We start from the raw sequence: 16,836 nt of genomic DNA, 5'->3' as shown, positions 1-16,836 counted from the left end.
GGCTAGAAGTACCCCTCGCGCTTGCGGTCCTCCATCGCGGCTTCGGACAGCTTGTCGTCGGCCCGGGTCGCGCCCCGCTCGGTGAGCCGGGACGCCGCGATCTCGGCGATGACGGCGTGGATGGTGGCGGCATCGGAGTCGACGGCGCCGGTGCAGGACATGTCCCCGACGGTGCGGTAGCGGACCAGGCGTCTCTCCACGCGCTCGCCGTCGCGGGGGCCTCCCCAGTCACCCGGGGCCAGCCACATGCCGTCGCGGGGGAAGACCTCGCGTTCGTGGGCGTAGTAGATCGAGGGCAGTTCGATCTTCTCGCGGGCGATGTACTGCCAGACGTCCAGCTCGGTCCAGTTGGACAGCGGGAAGACGCGCACGTGTTCGCCGGGGGAGTGGCGGCCGTTGTAGAGCTGCCACAGCTCGGGGCGCTGCCGGCGCGGGTCCCAGCCGCCGAACCCGTCCCGCAGCGAGAAGACCCGCTCCTTGGCCCGGGCCTTCTCCTCGTCGCGCCGCCCGCCGCCGAAGACCGCGTCGAAGCGGTTGCCGCCGATGGCGTCCAGCAGCGGCACCGTCTGGAGCGGGTTGCGGGTGCCGTCGGGGCGTTCGCGCAGCTCGCCCCGGTCGATGAAGTCCTGTACGGACGCCACGTGCAGCCGCAGGCCGAGTTCGGCGACGGTGCGGTCGCGGTAGGCGAGGACCTCGGGGAAGTTGTGCCCGGTGTCCACGTGCAGCAGCGGGAAGGGCACGGCCGCCGGGGCGAATGCCTTGAGGGCGAGGTGCAGCATGACGATGGAGTCCTTGCCGCCGGAGAACAGCAGCACCGGCCGCTCGAACTCGCCCGCCACCTCCCGGAAGACGTGGACCGCCTCCGACTCCAGCGCGTCCAGATGCGTCAGGGCGTACGGGCTGTCCGCCGCGGTACTCACAGCAGCCCCCTTTCCGTCAGCAGCGTGTACAGCGCCGCCGCCGACTCCCCGACGCTCTGCTCGTGCGCGGGGATCCGCAGGTCCGGGTCGGCCGGCACCTCGTACGGGTCGTCCACACCGGTCAGGCCGGATATCTCGCCCGCCGCCCGCTTGGCGTACAGGCCCTTCACGTCCCGGGCGGAGCACACGTCCACCGGAGTGGCCACATGGACCTCCACATAGCCCGTGCCGTTCGCCCGGTGGCGCTTGCGCACCGCCTCGCGGGAATCCGCGTAGGGCGCGATGACGGGCACGAGCACCTTCACGCCGTGCGCGGCCAGCAGTTGGGCGACGAAGCCGATCCGCTGGACGTTGGTGTGCCGGTCCTCGCGGGAGAAGCCCAGGCCCGCCGAGAGGAACTCCCGGATCTCGTCGCCGTCCAGCACCTCCACCGGCCGCCCCTCGGCGCGCAGCCGGTCCGCGAGCGCACGGGCGATCGTCGTCTTGCCCGCGCTCGGCAGGCCGGTGAGCCACACGGTGGCGCCCACGCTCATATTCCTCTCCAGCTCCAGGAGTTCCGTCATCCGTGCAGTCCGCATTCCGTCTTGCCCGTGCCCGCCCAACGGCCGGCCCGCGCGTCCTCACCCGTCAGCGTGCGACGCGTGCAGGGCGCACATCCGACGGAGGTGTAGCCGTCCATCAGCAGCGGGTTGACGAGTACGCCGTGCTCGTCGACGTACGCGTCGACGTCCGCCTCGGTCCAGCGGGCGATCGGGGAGACCTTGACCTTGCCGCGCCGGGCGTCCCAGCCCACGACCGGGGTGCCGGCCCGGGTGGGGGACTCGTCGCGGCGCAGGCCGGTCGCCCACGCGTCGTACGCGGCCAGGCCCTCCGCCAGTGGCTCGACCTTCCGCATCCGGCAGCACAGGTCCGGGTCGCGCTCGTAGAGCCGCGGCCCGTACGCCGCGTCCTGCTCGGCGACGCCGCGGCGCGGGGTCAGCGTCAGGACGTGGACGTCCATGACGGCCTCGACCGCGTCGCGGGTGCCGATGGTCTCCGGGAAGTGGTAGCCGGTGTCCAGGAAGACCACATCGACGCCGGGGCGGACGCGCGAGGCGAGGTGGGCGACGACGGCGTCCGCCATGGAGGCGGTGACGCAGAAGCGCTCGCCGAAGGTGTCGGCGGCCCAGCGCAGGATCTCCAGGGCGGGCGCGTCCTCCAGCTCCCGGCCCGCCTCGACCGCCAGCTTCTCAAGATCGGTCATGTGCCCGCCCCTTGACCATGTGCCCGCCCCTTGACCAGGCCCCGGGCCAGGAGCCCGAGGAAGGAGAGCTTGAAGGCGCGGTTGCAGGCGCCGCACTCCCAGGCGCCGTGACCCTGCTCACCGGGCCGCAGGTCCTCGTCCCCGCAGTAGGGGCAGTAGAAAGGGGCGGCGCGCTCACTCATGAGAGGGCCTCCTCGTCCGCCCTGGCCGCCCATTGGGCGAACCGTTCCCCCTCGGCTCTCTCCGCCCGGAAGCGCCGCAGGACGCGCTCCACGTAGTCCGGGAGCTCCGCCGAAGTGACCTTCAGGCCGCGCACCTTGCGGCCGAACCCGGCCGCGAGGCCGAGCGCCCCGCCCAGGTGCACCTGGAAGCCCTCGACCTGCTCGCCCCGCTCGTCGGTGACCAACTGGCCCTTGAGGCCGATGTCCGCGACCTGGATACGGGCACAGGCGTTGGGGCAGCCATTGATGTTGATCGTGACGGGCTCGTCGAAGTCCGGGAGCCGGCGTTCGAGTTCGTCGATGAGCGCGGAGCCCCGCGCCTTGGTCTCCACGATCGCGAGCTTGCAGAACTCGATGCCCGTGCAGGCCATCGTGCCGCGCCGGAAGGGGGAGGGCGCGACGCGCAGGTCCAGCGCCTCCAGTCCCGCCACCAGCGAGGAGACCTGTTCCTCCGGCACGTCCAGCACGATCATCTTCTGCTCGGCCGTGGTGCGTATCCGGCCCGAGCCGTGCTGCTCGGCCAGCTCCGCGATCTTGGTGAGCGTGGTGCCGTCGACCCGGCCGACGCGCGGGGCGAAGCCGACGTAGAAGCGGCCGTCCTGCTGCCGGTGCACACCGACGTGGTCCCGCCAGCGGTGCAGGGGCTGTTCGGGGGCCGGGCCGTCGACGAGCCGGCGGCCGAGGTACTCGTCCTCCAGCACCTGGCGAAACCGTTCGGCGCCCCAGTCGGCGACGAGGAACTTCAGCCGGGCTCGATTGCGCAGCCGTCGGTAGCCGTAGTCGCGGAAGACTCCGATGACGGCGCCGTAGACGTCCGCCACCTCGTCCAGCGGTACCCACGCGCCGAGCCGGACGCCGATCCGGGGGTTGGTGGACAGCCCGCCGCCCACCCACAGGTCGAAGCCCGGGCCGTGCTCGGGGTGACGGACGCCGACGAACGCGACGTCGTTGATCTCGTGGGCGACGTCGAGCAGCGGGGAGCCGGAGACGGCCGACTTGAACTTCCGGGGCAGGTTGGAGAAGTCGGGGTTGCCGATGAAGCGGCGGTGGATCTCCTCGACGGCCGGGGTGCCGTCGAGGATCTCGTCCTCGGCGATACCGGCCACGGGCGAGCCCAGGATCACCCGGGGCGTGTCCCCGCAGGCCTCCGTGGTGGACAGGCCGACGGCCTCCAGCCGCCGCCAGATCTCGGGCACGTCCTCGATCCGGATCCAGTGGTACTGGATGTTCTGCCGGTCGGTGATGTCGGCGGTGCCCCGGGCGAACTCCTGGGAGACCTCGCCGATGACGCGCAGTTGCGCGGTGGTCAGCCGGCCGCCGTCGATGCGCACCCGCAGCATGAAGAACTCGTCGTCCAGCTCCTCCGGGGGCAGGACGGCCGTGCGGCCGCCGTCGATGCCGGGCTTGCGCTGGGTGTAGAGGCCCCACCAGCGCATCCGGCCGCGGAGATCGCTGGGGTCGATGGAGTCGAAGCCGGTCTTGGAGTAGATCGTCTCAATGCGTGTCCGCACATTGAGACCGTCGTCGTCCTTCTTGAACTGCTCGTTGGCGTTCAGCGGGGTGAAGTGGCCGACGGCCCACTGGCCTTCACCTCGGTGGCGGCCGGACTTGCGCCGCGCCGGGGCGGCGGGGGAGCGGGAAGGGGTGTCAGCCATTGAGAAATGTCCTTAAAGTCCGCATGTGTCCCCGATGGGTGCGCGGGGCACGGCATACGAAGGGGAGGCAGGGGCCACCTCGTCGGCACGACGGGGCCGACGGAGGGGAGGGGCGGTGGTGCTGTGACTGTCAGCCCGCCGGACAGATGGCGCTGGACATGCGGCCGAGGTCGACGTGACGCCGACTCACCAAGGCGATTCCAGCTCGGGACATGACGGCAGCGTGGCACGGCAGTCTTCGGCCAGTCCACTGTTGTCCGAATGACAAGATGGACCATTCCGGAATGTGGAATGGTCCATTGTGCTCGCGGGCGCCGCCCGCCGTCGCCCCGCCCGCTGCGGCTACGCCGCCTTCTCAGGGTAAGCGCCGGGCCAGGGGCCCGGAGTGGGCGCGTCCGGCTCTTCCGTCACCTCGGTGCCGAACACCCGGAAGCCGCGCCGCTCGTAATTGCCGAGCGCGTGCGGTCCGTCCAGGCTGCACGTGTGCACCCACACCCGCTTCGTGGGCTCCCGCTCCGGCCACCGCGCGGCCAGGTCCCAGGCCCGCGCGGTCCCGACGCTCAGCAGATGCCCCCCGACGCGCCGCCCCCGGAACCGCGGGATCAGCCCGAAGTACACGATCTCGACGGCCCCCTCCGGCTGGGCCTCCAACTCCACGTACCCGGCCGGCGTGCCGTGCTCGTACGCCACCCAGGTCTCCGTCCCCGGCCGCTCCAGAAAGGCCGCCCACCGCTCGTACGACCAGCTCAGCCGGTCCGTCCAGGTGATGTCCCCGCCCACGGCGGTGTACAGGAAACGGCTGAACTCGGGGCAGGGCACGGCCGCCCGTTCGATCCGGATGCCGGACGAAGCGTCCGGAACGCGAGCCGGGACGAGATCGGCCGGCGAGGTCTGCTCCAGCGACCAGGTGGTCACGGTCGTCGTCGTGCTGTCGCTCATGGCCGAAACCTCATCACACCGCTGTCAGCACTCCACGGGCAGCCCCCGGCGCGCCGCCAGCACCAGTGGTGCCGTCGAGGCGGGCAGCAGGTCCTCGGGGGCCTCCGGCTCCAGCAGATGCACCTCCAGCCCGTCGGCGAAGCGGTACGGGCGGTGGCTGAGCACCCCAGCCAGGGTGCGCCGCAGCCGGGAGAGCTCCGCCCGCACCGTCACCGTGCGCGAGGCGTCGCCGAAGAGGTCCGCCGCCAGCTGGGCGGCCGTCCGCCCCGCCCGGTGCCGGGCCAGCACGTACAACAGCTCGGCGTGGCGCGGGCTGAGGTCGTGCGACCACTGTCCCGCCGCCCCGGCGACGCTCACCGTCCAGGTGCGCGGCTGGCGCAGGTCCAGCACCAGCCGCCCGGGCGGAGTCTCCTCGTCCGCGCCCCGGTCCAGCCGGACCAGCCAGCCGTCCGGCAGCGGTTCCAGTGTGCACGGGCCCAGGGACGGCAGCCACACCCGCCCCGGGGCCGCCTCCCGGGGCAGCACCACCCGGCTCACCGGCGCCATCCCCGTCACGGCCGCCGTCCAGCCGTCGCGGTCCACCGCCAGCGCCCGGCCGCCCAGCCGGGCCAGCATCGGCGCCGCGACCGTGCGCAGCCGGTCCACCGACTCCCAGTGCCGGGCGCGCAGCTCCGCCTCGGCCACCTTGGCCACGGCCGTCACCAGGGCCAGCGTCGCCGGGTTGAACGCGGGCACGGGCCCCGACACGTTCAGCACGCCCAGCAGCCGCCCGTCGCGCGGGTCGTGCAGCGGCGCCGCCGCGCACGTCCAGGCGTGGTGCGTCCGTACGAAGTGCTCGGCCGAATGGACCTGCACCGGCCGGCGCTCCACCAGCGCCAGCCCGATGCCATTGGTGCCCACCCGCTCCTCGGTCCAGGACGCGCCCACCTCGAAGCCCAGCCGGTCCGCGCTCCGGCGCACCCCGGCGCTGCCCTCCCGCCACAGCACCCGGCCCTCGGCGTCCGAGACCACGATCAGATGCCGCACGGCGTCCACCGCCTCGCGCAGCCCCTCCCGCACCTGCGGCAGCAGCCCGCCCAGCGGGGAGCTCCGGCGCAAGTGCTCCACCTCCGCCGCCGAGATCAGGGCGACGGGCCCGCCGGTGTCGGGGTCGAGGCCGTGGCGGCGCGCGCGGTGCCACGACTCGCCGATCACCGGACGCGGTCGCACGGGCGACTCCACGCCGCCGAGGGCGGCCTCCCGGATGGCGGGCAGCAGTCCCGCGTCGATCGGTATGCGCTTCACGCTGCAATGGTGCCGTCGCGAGCCGCTCCGCGCCGGGTCATCCGCGATATTGCAACGCCTTGCAACCATTGCGAACGCACCCGTTCCGGGCGGAAGGTGAAGGGGAGCGGCCGGAGGGTGGTGCCGAGTCGGCGCAGCATCACCCTCCGCGGCCTCCCACCTGCAACGGTTCCGCCCGGCCCGGCGCCGGGCCGCAGGATGAACCGACCCGCCCGCGGCGGATACGGTTAGGCCGTGCAGGCAGCAAAAGAACATTCGGGCCGGGAGGTCGGCCGGCTCCGCAGGGCTAGGGCTCTGTACCGAAATGTCTCCAAACGCAGGATGGCGTGGCTGCTCCTGAAGGACACCGTCAACTCCTGCATGGAGTACCGCGTCACGGGACTGGCCGCCGAAGCCGCCTTCTTCACCCTGCTGTCGCTGCCCCCGCTGCTCCTCGCCCTCCTCGGGTTGCTGCGCTACCTGGACGACTGGACGGGCACCCGCACCATCCTCGGCATCCAGGAGAGCATCCTCACCATGTCCTCCGCCGTCCTGTCGGACAAGGGCACCAAGGAGATCGCCGAGCCGCTGGTCCGGGACGTCCTCAAGCTCGGCAGCCCGGACATCATCTCCGTCGGCTTCGCCATCGCCCTGTGGTCCGGCTCCCGGGCCGTGAACGTCTTCGTGGACACCATCACGATCATGTACGGGCTGGAGGGCAAGCGCGGCATCGTCAGGACCCGGCTGCTGGCCTTCCTCCTCTACGTCGTCGCCCTCGTCGTCGGGGCGGTGGCGCTGCCGCTGATGGTGGCCGGGCCGGAGACGGTGGTGAACGTCGTGCCCTGGAGCGCGGACGTCGTCCGCTTCCTCTACTGGCCCGTCGTCACCCTCCTGTCCATCGCCTTCCTCACCACGCTCTACCACGTGTCCGTCCCCGTGCGCTCCCCCTGGGCGGAGGACATCCCCGGCGCCTTCGTCGCCCTCACCATGTGGGTCCTCGGCAGCCTCCTGCTGCGCGTCTACCTCACCCACACCGTCGAGGGCGTCACCATCTACAGCTCGCTGGCCGCGCCCGTCGCCGTGCTCCTGTGGATCGGCGTCTCCGCCTTCGCGGTGCTCGTCGGCGCCGCCGTGAACGCCGCGATCGACCGGGTCTGGCCCTCCGTCACCACCGCCGCCGCCCGCGCCGAGGTCGACCGGCAGCGCGAGGCCGCCGCCGCCCGCGCGGCCGCCGAACGGGCCGCCCGGGCCCTGGTCCACGAGATCGACGACGACCCCTGGGAGCCCGAGGAGGGCGTCATCGGCCAGGACCGGGAACCCCCCTCGGAATTCCCCGAGCGCTGGGCCCAGTTCCTGCCCCCCGAGGACGTCCGCTCCCGGCTCCACAAACCGGACCACCCGCCCAAGCACGCCAAACCGAACAACAAACGGGATACGTGATCAGGACCGCCGACGGGCCGCGAGAAAACCACTCGCGGCCCGTCGGCGTTCGCGCCTACGATCGCTTTCGCCAGGACGAACCGCTCCAGGCACTCGGACCGCTCCACAGGAGGTGAGCACGCGATGACTGTCGTCGCCACGGGCCGCGCCCGCGCTCAGAAGACCATCCACACCTCCCTCCTGAAGGACCACAGTCTTGTCCGAGCTCAATGCTCCGCACCCCCTCTCCGCCTACGGCTGGGACGCGGGGTTCGCTGACGGCTTCACCCCGTACGCCGCCGAGGGGCTCGTCCCCGGGCGGATCGTCCGCGTCGACCGCGGTCGCTGCGACGTCGTCGTCGCCGACGGCGAGGCCGGCGTCCGCCATGTCATGGCCGACACCTCGCTCGTCACCACGGGCGACCCGCTGAACATCATGTGCACCGGCGACTGGGCCGCCGTCGACCTCTCCGGAGGCCATGTACGGGCCCTGCTGCCGCGCCGCACCGCCTTCGTCCGCTCCACGTCCTCCAAGCGCTCCGAGGGCCAGGTCCTCGCCGCCAACGTCGACCACGCCGTCGTCGCGGTCTCGCTGGCCGTCGAGCTCGACCTGGGCCGGATCGAGCGGTTCCTGACGCTGGCCTGGGAGAGCGGCGCCGCCCCGCTCGTCGTCCTCACCAAGGCCGACCTCGTCCCCGACCCCGCGACCCTGGCCCACCTCGTCGCCGACACGGAGACGGCGGCGCCGGGCGTGACGGTGCTGGCCGTCAGCGCCGAGACGGGCGACGGTATCGACGTCCTCGCGGCCGTGCTGTCGGGCGGCGCGTCCGTCCTCCTCGGCCAGTCCGGCGCCGGCAAGTCCACGCTGGCCAACGCTCTCGTCGGCGGCGAGGTCCAGACCGTACAGACCACCCGCGACCGCGACGGCAAGGGCCGCCACACCACGACCACGCGCAACCTGCTGCCGCTGCCCGGCGGTGGGGTCCTCATCGACACCCCCGGACTGCGGGGAGTGGGCCTGTGGGACGCGGAGGGCGGCGTCGGCCGCACCTTCGCCGAGATCGAGGCTCTCGCCGCGGACTGCCGTTTCCAGGACTGCGGCCACGGAGGGGAACCGGGCTGTGCCGTTCTCGCGGCGCTCGAGGACGGCACCTTGCAGCCACGCCGCCTCGACAGCTACCGCAAGCTCCTCCGCGAGAACGAATGGATCGCCTCCCGCACCGACGCCCGCCTGCGGGCGGAGATCCGCCGCGACTGGAAGCGGAAGCAGGCGGAGGGCAGGGCGGCGATGGCGCGGAAGCGGGGGGTCAGCTGACGCCGGGGGTGCCCCCGGGGCGTTTGCCTCCCCCGGGCCGGGGGTGCCCCGTGCCCGGGCGGGCCGCTGCGGCCGGGCGGGCCGGGGGCCGGCTCGGCGGTGCCGAACCGACCCCAGCCGGTCGGGCAGCCCCGGCGCGGGAGCGGACACGGCCCCGAGGGCCGTGTCCGATTTCCGCCAGCCCAGCGGCAGGCGCTCCCGCAGACTGGACACATGGAACGCACGACGGCCCACCCCCCACCCCTCGACGACGACACCCGGTACCAGGCCGTGACCAGCCGGGACGCGCGTTTCGACGGGGTGTTCTACCTTGCCGTCGTCACCACCGGCATCTACTGCCGGCCGAGCTGTCCCGCCGTGACGCCGAAGCGGGCCAATGTCCGCTTCCATCCGTCGGCGGCCGCCGCCCAGCGTGCCGGGTTCCGGGCCTGTCGGCGGTGCCGGCCGGACGCCGCGCCCGGGTCGCCCGAGTGGAACGTCCGCGCCGACCTCGTCGGCCGTGCCATGCGGCTGATCGGCGACGGCGTCGTCGACCGCGAGGGCGTCGCCGGGCTCGCCGCCCGCCTCGGCTACAGCTCCCGCCAGGTGCACCGCCAGCTCACCGAGGAGCTGGGCGCGGGCCCGGTCGCCCTCGCCCGGGCCCAGCGCGCGCACACCGCGCGGGTGCTGCTCCAGACCACCGACCTGCCGGTCACCGAGATCGCCTTCGCGGCGGGCTTCGCCAGCGTCCGGCAGTTCAACGACACCATCCGCGCCGTCCACGCCCGTACCCCCAGCGAACTACGCGCCCGTCCCGCCCAGCGGCGCGGGACCGACGCCGGCCCCGCCGGCATCCCGCTGCGGCTCGCCCACCGGGGCCCGTACGCCGCACGCGAGGTCTTCGGCTTCCTCCAGCGCCGCGCCATCACCGGCATCGAGGAGGTCCTCGGCACCCCCGGCTCCCGGGTCTACCGCCGCACCCTGAGCCTCCCCTACGGCACCGGCACGGCTGAGATCCACGAGCCGGACCCCGCCGGGACCCGCCGGCACGGCGACTGGCTCGACTGCCGGCTCCACCTCGCCGACCCCCGCGACACAGCCGCCGCCGTCCAGCGCGTCCGGCGTCTGTTCGACCTCGACGCCGACCCGTTCGCCGTCGCCGAGCGGCTCGGCGCCGACCCGCTGCTGCGCCCGCTGGTCGAGGCCCGCCCCGGACTCCGCTCCCCGGGCGCCGCCGACGGCGACGAACTCGCCGTACGGGCCGTCCTCGGCCAGCAGATCTCCGTCCCGGCCGCCGCCCGGCTCGCGGGCACACTCGTGGCCGCGTACGGAAGACCGCTGGCCGCGCCGGACGGCGGGCTCACCCACCTCTTCCCCGACGCCGTCACCCTCGCCTCCGCCGGCCTCGCCGAGCTGGGCATGCCCGACACCCGCCGGCGGACCCTGCGCACCCTCGCCACCGCCCTCGCGGACGGCGCGGTCCGCCTCGACGGGGGCGTGGACCGTGACGAGACCGAGCGTGCCCTGCTCGGCCTGCCGGGCATCGGCCCCTGGACCGCCGGCTACATCCGCATGCGGGCCCTCGGCGACCCGGACGTCTTCCTCCCGGGCGACGCCGGGGTACGCCATGGACTCGCCGCCCTCGGCGCCACGCCCGGCGGCGCCGACGCCTGGCGCCCCTGGCGCTCCTACGCCCTCCATCACCTGTGGAACGCACCGAAGGACTCCTGACCATGCTGTACACGTACGTCCCCGGCCCGCTGGGCCCGCTGCTGCTCACCGGCCTGCCCTCCGCCACGGCCCCCGGCGGCACCGCCCTGACCTCCCTCACCGTGCCCGGCCAGAAGAACGCCCCGGCCGTCGGCCCGGACTGGCGCGAGGATCCCGCCGCGTTCGCGGAGGCCGAGCGCCAGCTCGACGCCTACTTCACGGGCCGGGCCAAGGAATTCCACCTCGAATTCGCCGCCGAGGGCACGGACTTCCGGCGCAGGGTGTGGGAGGCGCTCGACTCCATCCCGTACGGCGCCACCACGACGTACGGCGGGCTGGCCGCCCGCATCGGGGCCTCGCGCGCGGCCGTCCGCGCGATCGGCGGCGCCGTCGGGGCCAATCCGCTGCTGATCCTCCGGCCGTGTCATCGGGTGATCGGGGCGGACGGGTCCCTGACGGGGTACGCGGGGGGACTGGACCGCAAGCGGCTGCTCCTCGAACTCGAGGGCGCCGCGTAGCCGGAATAGCCGGAATAGCCGGAACAGCCGGAGGGGCCGTGCGGCCACGGCCTCAGCCCAGCACCACCGCCGCCACCCAGGACCCGACCACCACCAGACAGGCGGAGAGCGTCGTCGCCCATGCCTCCTCCGCCACCGTGGTCGTCGTCCGGCGTGGCGGCGGCAGTGGCCGTAGCCGGACGACGGCCTGGTCGAGCAGCAGGAGCCCGGTCCCGCCGGCGAGCACCGCCCAGGCCACGGCCGAGAGTTCGGCCATCGTCCACCAGAGCGTGCCCGCCCAGACGATCAGCGGCCCGGGTACGCCCGGGGTCACGACGCCGAGCAGGCCGAGCACCATCACCAGGCCGACCAGGAGCAGCTGCCACGTCCCCATGCGTCAAGGTTGCCGGAACCCGGACGCGGCCGCCCCCGGGCGAATTCGGTCAGAGCTTCACCGGCGTACCGTCCAGCCGCGCTCGGCCGCCTGCCAGCCCAGTTGGAGCCGGGTGGTCACCCCGGCCAGCTCCATCAGCCGCCGCACCCGGCGCTGAACGGTCCGCAGGCCCAGCCCGAGTTGTTTGGCGACGCTCGCGTCCGTCAGTCCCGCCAGCAACAGGGACAGCACCTCCAGGTCGGTGGCGTCGGGCCCGGCCGGGCCGTCGCCCGGGCTCCCGTCCGCGCGCAGGGGACGGCCCTCGCGCCAGGCGCCCTCGAACAAGTCGATCAGCGAGTCCAGCAGCGTGCCGGAGTGGACGACCAGGGCGGCGGTGACGGTCGCGCCGGCGGTGCCCGAGGCGAGGGGCAGCATCGCGACCCTGCGGTCGACGATCACCAGTTCGGCGGGTATCCGGTCGACCATCCGGCATCGGCCGGGGAACGACGCGGTGCCCTCGACGACGGTCCGGTGGGCCACCGCGGCCCCCTCCGTCAACACCCCTACCCGGCCCGTCAACATGACGCACACTTCTTCCGACGTGCCCAGCCGGAGCCCCGACAGCCGCCGGGCGACCGCCCCGGCACCCGTCACGACCTCCACCTCACCCGCCCCGGCAGGCTGCTCCGCTGGACTTTCCGCGTGTGCCGTCCGTTGTATGGCGTCCACACCCATGGAACCGAGCACGCGACTTTCCTCCCCATCCCCGCGACCGCCCTATGGCTCGGGCCATCATCCCTGGGGTGGTGTTCGCCGTGCACTCTTCCCGTATGCCCCACAGTGTGGACAATAAGGGCATGAGTCAGCAGGGGGACCAGTACGCCGAACAAGAGGACGCCTGGTGGCGCGAGTTGTACGGCAGGAGTGAACCCGACACGGGAGGCGGCGCCGTCGGCGACAGCCTCGACGAACGGTTCTCCTCCGCCTCGGCGGTGGTCGGTCCGGAACCTCTCCGTCCGAGAGCGGAGCCACGACGGCCCGAGCCGCCCAGGAGGGCCGCCGGGTCTGCGGACGGCCCGCCCGGCCCGCCGCCGGGCGCCCCCTCCGGGCTCTCGCCCGCCGTGTCCCGCGGCGTGCCACGGCAGACCAAGCGCTGGACCCCGCCCGCGCCCGCCCCCGCCTCCACTTCCGGAAACGACGGCGGCGACCGCGGCGCGTCCCCCACCGTCAACGGTGCGAACGGATCCGACCGGGCGGGCCCCGGGACGGGTGCGGCCAATGGCACGAGCGGAGCCAACGGTACGGGCGCGGGCAACGGCACGGCCGGGGCCGCGGCCAATGGATCCAGGGGCGGCCCCCGTTCCGGCGGCGCCCCCCGATCCAGCGGCGGACTCGGCCCCAACGACGGCCGTGCGGCGAACGGCGGTCTCGGGCCCAGCGGCGGCCTGGGGTCCAACGGTGGCCTCGGGCCGAACGGCGGTCTCGGGCCGAACGGTGGCCGTGCGGCGAACGACGGCCGTGCGGCGAACGGCGGTCTCGGGTCCAACGGTGGCCTCGGACTGAACGGCGGTCTCGGGCCCAACGGTGGCCGTGCGGTGAACAGCGGCCTCGGGCCCAGCGGCGGCCCTGAAACGAACGACGGCCTTGGGTCCGACGGCCGTCCCGCAGCGAGCGACGGTCTCGGCTCCAACGGCGGCCTCGGTGGGAGCACCGGTCACGGAGCGAGCGGCTCCGCCGGGCCCGACGGCGCCATCGCGCCCGACGGCTCCGCCGGACCCCACGGCCCAGCCGGACCCCACCGCACCGGCGGAGCCAGCCGCACCGGCGGAGCCTCCCGGGATGCCGCCCTGCCCGTTCCGGCCGCCCCCCGGCGGCAGCCCCCGCCCCCGCCTCCCGAACTGACCGCGCCCGTAGGGCCGGAGCGCCTCCCCGACGGGCCGCCGCCCCCCGACCCCAGGACCCGTGTCTCCCCGCCGCCTCCGCCCCTGCCGGTGCCGCTGGACCCCCCGGAGCCGCCCGGCATCACCGACCCCCGCGCGGGCGCCGAACCGGACCGGTATCCGGGCCCGGCCGAACGCGCGGAGCTGACCAAGCGCAAACGCGGCCCGGGCGGCCCCGGCATCCCCGATGCCCCGGAGCCGCCCGGCTTCCCCGAGCTGCCGGAGCTCCCCGACCTCTCCGATTTTCACGGGCTCTCCGGCATCCCCGGCCTCTCCCGGGCGGCGGCCGCCCCCGGCACCGCCCTGGAGACCACCGAGGCCTCCGAGCTGCCCCCGCCCGAGCGGTCGCCCGTCGCCGGGTCCCCGCGCCGGAACGGCGCGCGGCTGCGCACCCCCGAGTACGTGGGGCGGCGGCCGCCCACCTATGAGGCCGAGCCGACCTCCTGGCCGCCCGCGGACCCCGGCGGGCTGGAGGACCTCGTGCCCGACACCGTGCTGGACGGTGCCCGGTACGGGGCGATGACGCTGCGGGCCGGCTCGCTGCGCGGGGACTCCGCCCGCTACCGCGGCGAGCCCCGCCGGGACGCCCTGCTGACCGCGCGCTTCGGCACGGGCGACGACGCGCTGCTGCTCGTCGCCATGGCGAGCGGGGCCCGCGCGGCGGAGGGCGCCCACCGGGCGGCGCGGGAGATCTGCGCCTGGCTGGGCGGCGCGGTCGGGCGCAGCCACGCCCGGCTGGTCGAGGACATCCACGCGGGCCGCCGCGACGAGCTCAAGTCCGGGCTGCACCGGCTGACGGACCGTACGTACGGCCGGCTGCGCGTCCGCGCGGGCGAACTGGGCCTGCGGCCGGCCGAGTACACGGCGGGGCTGCGCTGTCTGCTCCTCCCCGTGGACATGCGCTGCCGGACGCGCGTGTTCTTCGGCGTGGGCCCGGGCGGGCTCTTCCGGCTGCGCGAGGGCACCTGGCAGGACCTGGACCCGGAGCCGCGGACCCCCGCCGCCGAGGCGGAGGCCGAGCCGCTGGCGGGCTACGACGTCGCCGACCGGATCACCGTCGACCTCGGCATCCCCACGCCCGGCACCGCGCCCGTCATCGACCCCGCCGAAGTGCCCTCCGAGCCCTTCCGCTTCCGCGCCTCGATCGCCCGGCCCGGCGACGCCCTGCTGCTGTGCAGCGCGGGCCTGGCCGACCCACTGCGCGGCGAGGCGGAACTGGGCGTGCGACTGGCCGAGCGGTGGGCCCGGCCGGAGCCGCCCGGGCTGGCCGAGTTCCTCGCGGACGTCCAGCTGAGGGTGAAGGGGTACGCCGACGACCGTACGGCCTGCGCGGTCTGGGAGGGCTAGGAGCCTCTCGGCGCAGCAATTCCCGTGCGACACAACAGGCTTCGGGATTCCGGTCGTATAACCATGTTGATGCGTCAACAGGCGTCGACCCGACGGCCTTGGGGCATGCATTTGTCGTGAGCGTGTTCGAGGCCGGGGCGCCGGGGAGGGGTCGGGTCGGCGAGGGATGAAAAGGCGGACTGCACACTGGGCGGGCGCGGAACGGCGCGAGGGCAGGGGAGGGTCCGCGGAAGGCACCACGACGGAGGGATCCGGTGAATCCGGTGCGGCGGCTCAGCCACCTCAGCCACCGCACTGGGAGAGACGACTACGGGGCAAGGATCTGGCGGCAGTCCACGACGTCCGCGCAGGGCTGCGCGCGCTGCTCGCCCGCTGGGGCGCCCCGGGCCGGGCCGACACCGCCGAGCTGCTGGTGAGCGAACTGGTCACCAACGCCCTGGTGCACACCGACGGCGGAGCCGTGGTCACCGCCCGCCTCACCGGCGGTCCGGCCGCGTCCGTCAAGGGCCGGCTGCGTGTGGAGGTGCGGGACTTCCTCGCCCGGCATCCGACGCTGCGGGCGCCCGCCATCGGCCCCCAGGGCCGCAAGGGCGAACGGGGCGGCGCGGGAGAGGCGGACGTGGACACGGCGGCCACCTCCGGGCGGGGCCTGCTGCTCGTCCACGCCCTCGCGGACGGCTGGGGGGTGCGGACCCACGGCGTGGGCAAGTCCGTCTGGTTCGAGCTGGACGCGCAGGAGCCCTGAGACGCACAAGAGCCGACGCACAAGAGCCGACGAAGAGCCGACGCACAAGAGCCCTGATCCGCCTCCATGAGGCGGATCAGGGCTCCGGGGCCGCTGTGACGATCGTCGGCGGTGCCGGCTTCGTCAGCCGAACTGCCGCTCGATCCGGGCGAGTTTCTCCTCCAGTGAGTCGAGCCGCGGGATGGCCTGGGTGTCGTCCTCCGCTGTGAGGTCGATGGGGACGGGCCTGTCCACCGACTGGAGCGGGCGAGAACGTACCGGAAGCTGCCCCGGCTCGACTATGGAGGGCTCCGGCCCCGCCTGCGAGCCGATCTGGGCGGGCTGCGGGGCGGCCGGCACGGCCGGGCCGGTCACCTCGACCTGCCGTCCGCCGCGGACGCGGGGCCACATCCGGTGCTGCCGGTTGTAGGCCTTCAGCCGGGCGCGCTCCAGCTTGCCGGCCTCCCGGCGGCGCATCCGGTGCTGGGCCTGCTGGCGCTTGTCCTCGCGGACCTCCTCAACGGCCTCGTCCAGCGACCGTACGCCCTCCAGGAGCATCAGCGACCAGGCGCCGAAGGTCTCCCGGGGTGCCCGCAGCCATCGCACCATCCGGATCTGCGGCAGCGGGCGGGGCACCAGGCCCTGCTCGCGCAGCGCCGCGCGGCGGGTCTGCTTGAGCGCCCGGTCGAAGAGCACGGCCGCCGACAGCGACATGCCGGCGAAGAACTGCGGAGCCCCCGCGTGGTCCAGCCCGCGCGGTGCGTGCACCCAGTTGAACCAGGCGGCCGCGCTCGCGAACGTCCACACCAGCATCCGGGAGCCCAGCGCGGCGTCGCCGTGGCTCGCCTCGCGCACCGCCAGCACCGAGCAGAACATGGCGGCGCCGTCGAGACCGAAGGGCACCAGGTACTCCCAGCCGTCCGTCAGCCCCAGGTTCTGCTGCCCGAAGCCGACCAGGCCATGGAAGGAGAGGGCCGCGGCGACCGCGGCGCAGCAGAAGAGGAGTACGTACGAGGCGCTGCCGTAGAGGGCTTCCTTGCGGCGTCTGCGTTCCTCGTTGCGCTCCCAGGAGTCCGTGCCGGCGGCCCCGTCCTCCCGGACGGTGTTCCGGCCGCGCGTGTACACCGTCACCGCCACCACCGCCCCGATGAGCGCCACGGCACTGGGGAGCGCCCAATTCAGCGGTATGTCGGTCACTCTCATCTTCGTCCCTTGCATGCAGTACGGCGTTTCGCGCGCCATCCTGGCGGACTCGCGCCGGATGCCAAGGGGTTTCGCGGTAACTCACCGC

Annotated in this window: 16 protein-coding genes and 1 pseudogene; 6 read left to right on the top strand and 11 right to left on the bottom strand. The window is 74.0% G+C overall.

The genetic code is table 11. The annotated features are described in order from the left end of the window. Positions 1–2 precede the first annotated feature (2 nt). The 8 genes from cysD to AB0E98_RS05275 all read right to left on the bottom strand — a co-directional run bounded on the left by cysD (position 3) and on the right by AB0E98_RS05275 (position 6,235). A complete protein-coding gene (gene cysD, locus AB0E98_RS05310; RefSeq protein WP_361698795.1) occupies positions 3–920 on the bottom strand; it encodes a sulfate adenylyltransferase subunit CysD in 918 nt (305 codons plus the stop codon). Further along, complete coding sequence (gene cysC / locus AB0E98_RS05305) at positions 917–1,483, bottom strand: adenylyl-sulfate kinase (protein ID WP_361698793.1); 567 nt, start codon at positions 1,481–1,483, stop codon at positions 917–919. Before cysC ends, cysD begins: the two co-directional genes overlap by 4 nt. After that, positions 1,480–2,163, bottom strand: coding sequence for a phosphoadenylyl-sulfate reductase (locus tag AB0E98_RS05300; RefSeq protein WP_361698791.1), 684 nt, complete (start codon positions 2,161–2,163; stop codon positions 1,480–1,482). Before AB0E98_RS05300 ends, cysC begins: the two co-directional genes overlap by 4 nt. Beyond that, entirely contained in the window at positions 2,160–2,345 is a 186-nt protein-coding gene (locus tag AB0E98_RS05295; RefSeq protein WP_361698789.1) for a hypothetical protein, read from the bottom strand. Before AB0E98_RS05295 ends, AB0E98_RS05300 begins: the two co-directional genes overlap by 4 nt. Then, entirely contained in the window at positions 2,342–4,039 is a 1,698-nt protein-coding gene (locus tag AB0E98_RS05290) for a nitrite/sulfite reductase (protein ID WP_361698787.1), read from the bottom strand. Before AB0E98_RS05290 ends, AB0E98_RS05295 begins: the two co-directional genes overlap by 4 nt. 130 nt (positions 4,040–4,169) lie before the next feature. After that, positions 4,170–4,253, bottom strand: a complete 84-nt coding sequence (locus AB0E98_RS05285) for a putative leader peptide (protein ID WP_309471194.1) — start codon at positions 4,251–4,253, stop codon at positions 4,170–4,172. A gap of 128 nt (positions 4,254–4,381) precedes the next feature. Then, complete coding sequence (locus tag AB0E98_RS05280; protein ID WP_361698785.1) at positions 4,382–4,978, bottom strand: GNAT family N-acetyltransferase; 597 nt, start codon at positions 4,976–4,978, stop codon at positions 4,382–4,384. A gap of 24 nt (positions 4,979–5,002) precedes the next feature. Continuing rightward, positions 5,003–6,235: a GAF domain-containing protein gene (locus tag AB0E98_RS05275; RefSeq protein WP_361699350.1), complete on the bottom strand. Its 1,233-nt coding sequence runs from the start codon at positions 6,233–6,235 to the stop codon at positions 5,003–5,005. A gap of 261 nt (positions 6,236–6,496) precedes the next feature. Between AB0E98_RS05275 and AB0E98_RS05270 the strand changes: the two genes are divergently transcribed. The 4 genes from AB0E98_RS05270 (at position 6,497) to AB0E98_RS05255 (ending at position 11,182) form a co-directional block, all read left to right on the top strand. Beyond that, positions 6,497–7,681 (top strand): YihY/virulence factor BrkB family protein, encoded by a 1,185-nt coding sequence (locus tag AB0E98_RS05270; RefSeq protein WP_361698783.1) that lies wholly within the window; start codon positions 6,497–6,499, stop codon positions 7,679–7,681. Positions 7,682–7,877: 196 nt separating this feature from the next. Next, positions 7,878–8,975, top strand: coding sequence for a ribosome small subunit-dependent GTPase A (gene rsgA, locus AB0E98_RS05265; protein WP_361698781.1), 1,098 nt, complete (start codon positions 7,878–7,880; stop codon positions 8,973–8,975). Positions 8,976–9,188: 213 nt separating this feature from the next. Continuing rightward, positions 9,189–10,685, top strand: a complete 1,497-nt coding sequence (locus AB0E98_RS05260) for an AlkA N-terminal domain-containing protein (protein WP_361698779.1) — start codon at positions 9,189–9,191, stop codon at positions 10,683–10,685. A 2-nt stretch (positions 10,686–10,687) separates the two neighbouring features. Then, a complete protein-coding gene (locus AB0E98_RS05255) occupies positions 10,688–11,182 on the top strand; it encodes a methylated-DNA--[protein]-cysteine S-methyltransferase (protein WP_361698777.1) in 495 nt (164 codons plus the stop codon). A 52-nt stretch (positions 11,183–11,234) separates the two neighbouring features. On the opposite strand, the gene AB0E98_RS05250 is transcribed toward AB0E98_RS05255, so the two are convergent. After that, positions 11,235–11,555, bottom strand: coding sequence for a hypothetical protein (locus tag AB0E98_RS05250; protein ID WP_361698775.1), 321 nt, complete (start codon positions 11,553–11,555; stop codon positions 11,235–11,237). 57 nt (positions 11,556–11,612) lie between these two features. Further along, positions 11,613–12,197 (bottom strand): annotated as a pseudogene (locus AB0E98_RS05245) (helix-turn-helix transcriptional regulator); the annotation flags it as partial. Positions 12,198–12,391: 194 nt separating this feature from the next. Here AB0E98_RS05245 and AB0E98_RS05240 point away from each other — a divergent pair. Then, the gene (locus AB0E98_RS05240; RefSeq protein WP_361698773.1) at positions 12,392–14,821 is read left to right on the top strand and encodes a protein phosphatase 2C domain-containing protein; all 2,430 of its coding nucleotides are present in this window, start codon (positions 12,392–12,394) and stop codon (positions 14,819–14,821) included. Between the two features lie 166 nt (positions 14,822–14,987). Next, complete coding sequence (locus AB0E98_RS05235) at positions 14,988–15,566, top strand: ATP-binding protein (protein WP_361698771.1); 579 nt, start codon at positions 14,988–14,990, stop codon at positions 15,564–15,566. A 123-nt stretch (positions 15,567–15,689) separates the two neighbouring features. On the opposite strand, the gene AB0E98_RS05230 is transcribed toward AB0E98_RS05235, so the two are convergent. After that, positions 15,690–16,748, bottom strand: a complete 1,059-nt coding sequence (locus tag AB0E98_RS05230; RefSeq protein WP_361698770.1) for a DUF2637 domain-containing protein — start codon at positions 16,746–16,748, stop codon at positions 15,690–15,692. Positions 16,749–16,836: the final 88 nt, after the last annotated feature.

It is taken from the genome of Streptomyces sp. NPDC037389, assembly GCF_040636475.1.
GTDB classification, from domain to species: Bacteria; Actinomycetota; Actinomycetes; order Streptomycetales; family Streptomycetaceae; genus Streptomyces; species Streptomyces hesseae.
This window is presented reverse-complemented; position numbering and strand designations above follow the sequence as displayed.

What these genes read in the sequence shown, in the direction of transcription:
- cysC (WP_361698793.1), bottom strand. Translation starts at nt 1,483, where the DNA reads ATGACGGAACTCCTGGAGCTGGAGAGGAATATGAGCGTGGGCGCCACC.
- AB0E98_RS05300 (WP_361698791.1), bottom strand. Translation starts at nt 2,163, where the DNA reads ATGACCGATCTTGAGAAGCTGGCGGTCGAGGCGGGCCGGGAGCTGGAG.
- AB0E98_RS05295 (WP_361698789.1), bottom strand. Translation starts at nt 2,345, where the DNA reads ATGAGTGAGCGCGCCGCCCCTTTCTACTGCCCCTACTGCGGGGACGAG.
- AB0E98_RS05290 (WP_361698787.1), bottom strand. Translation starts at nt 4,039, where the DNA reads ATGGCTGACACCCCTTCCCGCTCCCCCGCCGCCCCGGCGCGGCGCAAG.
- AB0E98_RS05285 (WP_309471194.1), bottom strand. Translation starts at nt 4,253, where the DNA reads ATGTCCCGAGCTGGAATCGCCTTGGTGAGTCGGCGTCACGTCGACCTC.
- AB0E98_RS05280 (WP_361698785.1), bottom strand. Translation starts at nt 4,978, where the DNA reads ATGAGCGACAGCACGACGACGACCGTGACCACCTGGTCGCTGGAGCAG.
- AB0E98_RS05260 (WP_361698779.1), top strand. Translation starts at nt 9,189, where the DNA reads ATGGAACGCACGACGGCCCACCCCCCACCCCTCGACGACGACACCCGG.
- AB0E98_RS05255 (WP_361698777.1), top strand. Translation starts at nt 10,688, where the DNA reads ATGCTGTACACGTACGTCCCCGGCCCGCTGGGCCCGCTGCTGCTCACC.
- AB0E98_RS05250 (WP_361698775.1), bottom strand. Translation starts at nt 11,555, where the DNA reads ATGGGGACGTGGCAGCTGCTCCTGGTCGGCCTGGTGATGGTGCTCGGC.
- AB0E98_RS05240 (WP_361698773.1), top strand. Translation starts at nt 12,392, where the DNA reads ATGAGTCAGCAGGGGGACCAGTACGCCGAACAAGAGGACGCCTGGTGG.
- AB0E98_RS05235 (WP_361698771.1), top strand. Translation starts at nt 14,988, where the DNA reads ATGAAAAGGCGGACTGCACACTGGGCGGGCGCGGAACGGCGCGAGGGC.
- AB0E98_RS05230 (WP_361698770.1), bottom strand. Translation starts at nt 16,748, where the DNA reads ATGAGAGTGACCGACATACCGCTGAATTGGGCGCTCCCCAGTGCCGTG.